Annotated in this window: 5 protein-coding genes and 1 pseudogene; 3 read left to right on the top strand and 3 right to left on the bottom strand. The window is 63.4% G+C overall.

Annotation, left to right across the window (positions count from 1 at the left end):
• Nucleotides 1–263: twin-arginine translocation signal domain-containing protein (locus EN984_RS23825; protein WP_127383987.1), on the bottom strand; the 263-nt coding region annotated here is incomplete at its 3' end.
• Between the two features lie 537 nt (nucleotides 264–800).
• Between EN984_RS23825 and EN984_RS23820 the strand changes: the two genes are divergently transcribed.
• Complete coding sequence (locus tag EN984_RS23820) at nucleotides 801–1,262, top strand: hypothetical protein (RefSeq protein WP_127267187.1); 462 nt, start codon at nucleotides 801–803, stop codon at nucleotides 1,260–1,262.
• 317 nt (nucleotides 1,263–1,579) lie between these two features.
• On the opposite strand, the gene EN984_RS23815 is transcribed toward EN984_RS23820, so the two are convergent.
• Both EN984_RS23815 and EN984_RS23810 read right to left on the bottom strand, forming a co-directional pair.
• Nucleotides 1,580–2,239: a response regulator transcription factor gene (locus tag EN984_RS23815; protein WP_023813468.1), complete on the bottom strand. Its 660-nt coding sequence runs from the start codon at nucleotides 2,237–2,239 to the stop codon at nucleotides 1,580–1,582.
• Entirely contained in the window at nucleotides 2,236–3,630 is a 1,395-nt protein-coding gene (locus EN984_RS23810) for a sensor histidine kinase (protein ID WP_127267186.1), read from the bottom strand. The genes EN984_RS23815 and EN984_RS23810 overlap by 4 nt, the downstream gene beginning before the upstream one ends.
• Before the next feature lie 172 nt (nucleotides 3,631–3,802).
• On the opposite strand from EN984_RS23810, the gene EN984_RS23805 reads away from it, so the two are divergent.
• Complete coding sequence (locus EN984_RS23805; RefSeq protein ID WP_013528672.1) at nucleotides 3,803–4,144, top strand: hypothetical protein; 342 nt, start codon at nucleotides 3,803–3,805, stop codon at nucleotides 4,142–4,144.
• 14 nt (nucleotides 4,145–4,158) lie between these two features.
• A pseudogene (locus tag EN984_RS23800) lies at nucleotides 4,159–4,489 on the top strand (phosphoesterase); the annotation flags it as partial.

Raw genomic sequence — 4,489 nt, 5'->3', positions numbered from 1 at the left:
TCGATGCCGGCCTCAAGTTCGTCGAACGCGAAGGCCGAGCCTTCCGCGGCCCTGGCCTCGTCGGCGCTGATCAGCGCCAGCGGGCTGACGGTGGCGGCGATGGCCGAGACGGCCAGCGAGCCCTTGAGGAAGCCGCGGCGCGAGAACCGCGCGGCGATGATCTCGCCCATGGTGCGGTTGTCGGAGGCGTTGATGGCCGGGCCGTCGTTTTCCTCGAGCAGGCTGGTGCGGAATCGGGTGTCGGCGGAGCGAAGGTCAGTCATGGTGGCTTGCCTCTGGCTGTCGGGTTGGCTGGAGCGTGGGGTACCTGTTTGACCCCCCTTATAATCGCCGGGTCACATTTTCGTGACATCGGGAGACCTTTCAGGCGCGACAGGCATTACGCGCAGCGCTGGCTCAGCATTCCCGAAGGCCGTGAACTGCTCCGGAATCGTCTTTTCGAGAGGAAGGAGACCTTCGGCGGCATGTTTCGCCGCGCATCCATGGGGTCAGTCGTTGCAAACGGCCGGCTCGACAAAGTCACCTCCGCCGCCCCCGGCGGAGGTGACTTGATGTTCGGCGTCTGCCGTCGTCAGGCGTAGGGAAAGCGAGTCTCCCATTTAGCGATGGCGGTCGCGGCGCCGTTCATGCAAAGCTAATGTAGCATACGCTTGGGACTTTAGTCCAATCTTGCGCTTTCAAAGGTCCTAGTTGACAACCGCAACGGTCGGAGGTCGCTTCCGGACCCCGCGTCTTTCGGCAATGTTGTTGCACTGCAACGTTGGGGTGGGGCGCGCCGGGCTCAGTCGTCGGAGATCAAAATGCACAGATCGGTCACGACCCGTTGCTGCCGGCTGGCGCTCAAATCGGCAGCGGCGCTGGCGTTGACGATTGCTCCCTACCAAATTGTCCTGGAGGGCTCCGTTCCCGGCATTCACACCGCCAGCGCATACGCCAAGGGTGGCGGTAACAGCGGTGGTGGCGGCGGCAACGGCGGCAATTCCGGCGGCGGCAATGGAGGGAACAGCGGCGGGAATAGCGGGAATGGCAACAGCGGCAATAGCGGCAAATCGGGATCCAATCAGGGTAAGAGCGGAAGCCATGTCAATGCAAAGACCGGTGACAAGGTCGACGTGACCGGCAACAAGATCACGGTCCGGCATCCCGACGGCATAACGGAAAAGCTTGAGAACGGACGTTTCAGCATGAAGGACGCGCTCGGTCGCACGATCATCGACCGCCAGGCCACGCCGGCCGATGCCGATCGTCTCAAGGCCTTGTGAAGCTGGCCAACAGGCAACGGTCAGCTTTGCACGTCACCTCCGCCGCCCCCCGGCGGAGGTGACCTCGTTTTTGGCGGTGCCGCCCCGGTCCCCGAGGCGCGACGCGCTTTTGCGCGGTCCGCACCTTGCGGAGGCACGCAACCTTGCAATCGTTGTTTTGCGCAATCCAGGACGGAAACCGCTGCGAATTCCCCTAGAGCCGGATGATTTCAGGTCGAAATCGGCCTGAAATCTAAATCCGCCTCTAAATCAAAGAGATAGAGCATGATGTCTTCCGAAAACCGCTTCACACCTTTCGGCATCATGCTCTCGTTGCTTTAGGAAGGCCTGTCGCGGTCGCGCAACTCACGCATCATCAAGGCTGCTTCGGTGCGGTTTCGCACATTGAGCTTCGACAGCACCCCGGTCATGTGATGCTTGACGGTCTTCTCCTGCAGCTCAAGCCGCAAGGCGACTTCCTTGTTGCTCAGCCCCTCCGCCACCAGCCGCAGGATTTCCGTCTGCCGATCGGTGAGCTGCCGCAGCCGTTCCGCAATGCCGTCGGTCGGCTGCTGGGACTGGAGATCCGAAAGCAGCCGGGCCGACAGCGTCGGCGACAGATAGCTTTCGCCGGCTGCAACATTGCGCAGGATGTCGGCGAGCCCGCGCGACCCGACGCCTTTGAGGACATAGCCATTCACCCCTGCGTTCAGCGCCTTTGTCACATCGGCGTTGGCCTCCGAAACGGTCAGCATGACGATCTTCTGGGCCGGATGGCTGGCGAGAATGCTTGCCACCGCGGTCAGCCCGCCGCCCGGCATGGAGATATCGAGCAGCAAGATGTCGGGCCGCACCGTCGTGGCGAGGCGTTCGGCATCCTGCGCCGTGGCGCCCTCGCCAACCATCTCGAAGCCTCCGATCTCCGACAGGCTGCGCGTCACACCTTCGCGAAAGAGGGGGTGATCGTCGACAATGGCGATGCGAATGGTCCCAGTCATGCTTGCTCCTCGACCGATAGACGGATCACCAAACGCGTACCTTGCGGCCCGGTCAAGGTTTCGAACTGTCCGCCAATGCTTTCGACCCGCTCCCTGAGGCCGGCGAGGCCGAGACCCTCGACCCGTGCCGCCGGATCGAAACCGGGCCCGCCGTCCGACACTTCGACAAAAAGCCGGCCACCTTTCATCCCCGCACTCACCGCCTGATCCTTGCCCAACCCGTGGCGATAGGCGTTGTTCAGCCCTTCCTGGACGAAACGATAGATGCTGATCTTCTCGGAGGCGCCGGGCTCCGGCAAGTGTCCGGTCAGCGTCAGCGTCACCGACGTTCCCGTCCTCTGCTCGTGTTCCTTGACCGCCAGCCGCAGAATGTCGGTTGCGGCAGCCGTCTCGATCTGCGGCAAAACAAGGCCGGTGCAGATGCCGCGTATTTCGCGCATCGCGTCCTCCAGTGTCTTGCGGATCATTGCGACCTCGGTCGAACGGCTTACGCTCGAATGGCCGTCGCTGGAAAATATCGGGCTGTCCATGCGCAGCGCCGCCAGTGCCACGAGTTGGGCCGGGCCGTCATGGAGGTCGGCGCCGATCCGGCGCAGATATCTTTCGTTGAGCGCGGTGGCGCGGCGGGACGCCCGTTGCACGCGCAGTCGCAAAGCACTGTTTTGCGCCACCAGACCCTGCAGCTCCGAGACCTGGCGGCGCAGTGCCCCACGCTGATCGTCGATGGTGCGGCTGCCGCGCAGGACGATGCCCGACAGGAGCAGGAATGCCGCGAGCGTCGCGCCGGCCACGATCAGCCAGCTCGACCACAGGGCGGACGCCAGGGTGGCCTGGAAATCGTCGGCGATCTCATAAAACTCGGTGACCGCCACCACCTCGCCCGACCAGGGCTCGCGCACGGGATTGTATATCTCCAGCAATGGCAAGCCGGTAGCCTTCTCCTCGCGTTCATCATCATCGAATGTATTGAATTCAGCGACGACATTGCCTTCGAAGGCGGAACGCAGATTGTCGCTCGGACCGAAGCGGCGGCCGATCAGGGACGCCTCCTTAGCGTAGAGAACCGTGCCGTCGCGGCGCCAGAGCACGAACGATTGGAGGCGCTTGCCGAGCGCGCCCTGGCCAAGCGTCTCGTCCAGCGCCTGCTTGACGGACTCGCTGAGCTCCTGGTCCTTGCGTAAGTCGGGAAGCAGCGGCGCAATCACGCTGTCGACATAGAGCGCCGTCGTGGCGGCCGAATTGCGGATGACGCCGTCCCGGATCTGCGCCGTCACCCAGGTGCCCACCACCAACATGACGGCCAGCAGGCCAAAGCCGCCGGCAACGACGAATTGCAGGGCAAGGGAAAGCTCGCTCCAGCGCCGCATCAGGTTTTGAAAACTGCGAATCATGAGCCCCTGACCGCCCTTCGAACCGACAGATTGGGCGATGTTAGTACTTTGAGCTTCCGGCTTGCCATTGCCAAGGGCTTCGTTTGGTCGAGGTCGCTTGACGTCCCGGCGCGCTTGGGAAACAACGTCCGCGACGCACGCGGCGGGAGCCGCTCCGAGAGGGGACGAAACGTTGAGTTTTTCGGGATTGCTGCAGCTCGGCTTTTCGACGGTCATTTTCCTGCTGGCGGCGACAGCCGCCAAGCAATGGGGCCTTGCGCCGAGCCTTGGCAAGATAGCGCTGACGCTGGCGCTCTATTCGCTGGGCAATCTGATCATGCTGCGGCTGATCCGCGAATTCGGCATGTCGGTGTCGTTCAGCCTTTCCGCCGTCATCCAGCTGGTCTCCGTGAACGTCGTGGCGCTGGTCTTCTTCGGCGAGCGCGTCAATGCGCTGCAGGCGACCGGCATCATGCTGGCGATCGCAGCGGTGGCGCTGATCACGCTCGGACCCTATCTGCAAGGTCGGCTGTAACGGGCGAATTGCCGATGAAGAACGCCGCGAACGCTTTGCTCAACCGGGTCGAATTCCCGGTGCTGCTGGCCGGCCTGGTCATCGCCGCCGGCCTGTGGGGATTCGAGGAGCTGATGGAGATTGCGCGCGCCACCACGCCGCACGCCTTCGACACCGAGATCCTGCTCGCCTTCCGCCAGGCGGGGCGCCCTGACAGCCCGATCGGCCCGCTGTGGCTGCAAGGGGCGATGCGCGACATCACAAGTCTTGGCAGCGGCAGCGTGTTGGTGCTGATCGTGACGGCGGTAATCGTCTATCTCCTGCTTATCCGCAGGCCGGCGACCGCCCTTTTCATCTTCGTGGCGG

It is taken from the genome of Mesorhizobium sp. M7A.F.Ca.CA.004.12.1.1, from assembly GCF_003997835.1.
Classification (GTDB): Bacteria; Pseudomonadota; Alphaproteobacteria; order Rhizobiales; family Rhizobiaceae; genus Mesorhizobium.
The sequence above is the reverse complement of the archived record's forward strand: the minus strand, read 5'-3'. Positions and strand labels throughout refer to the sequence as shown.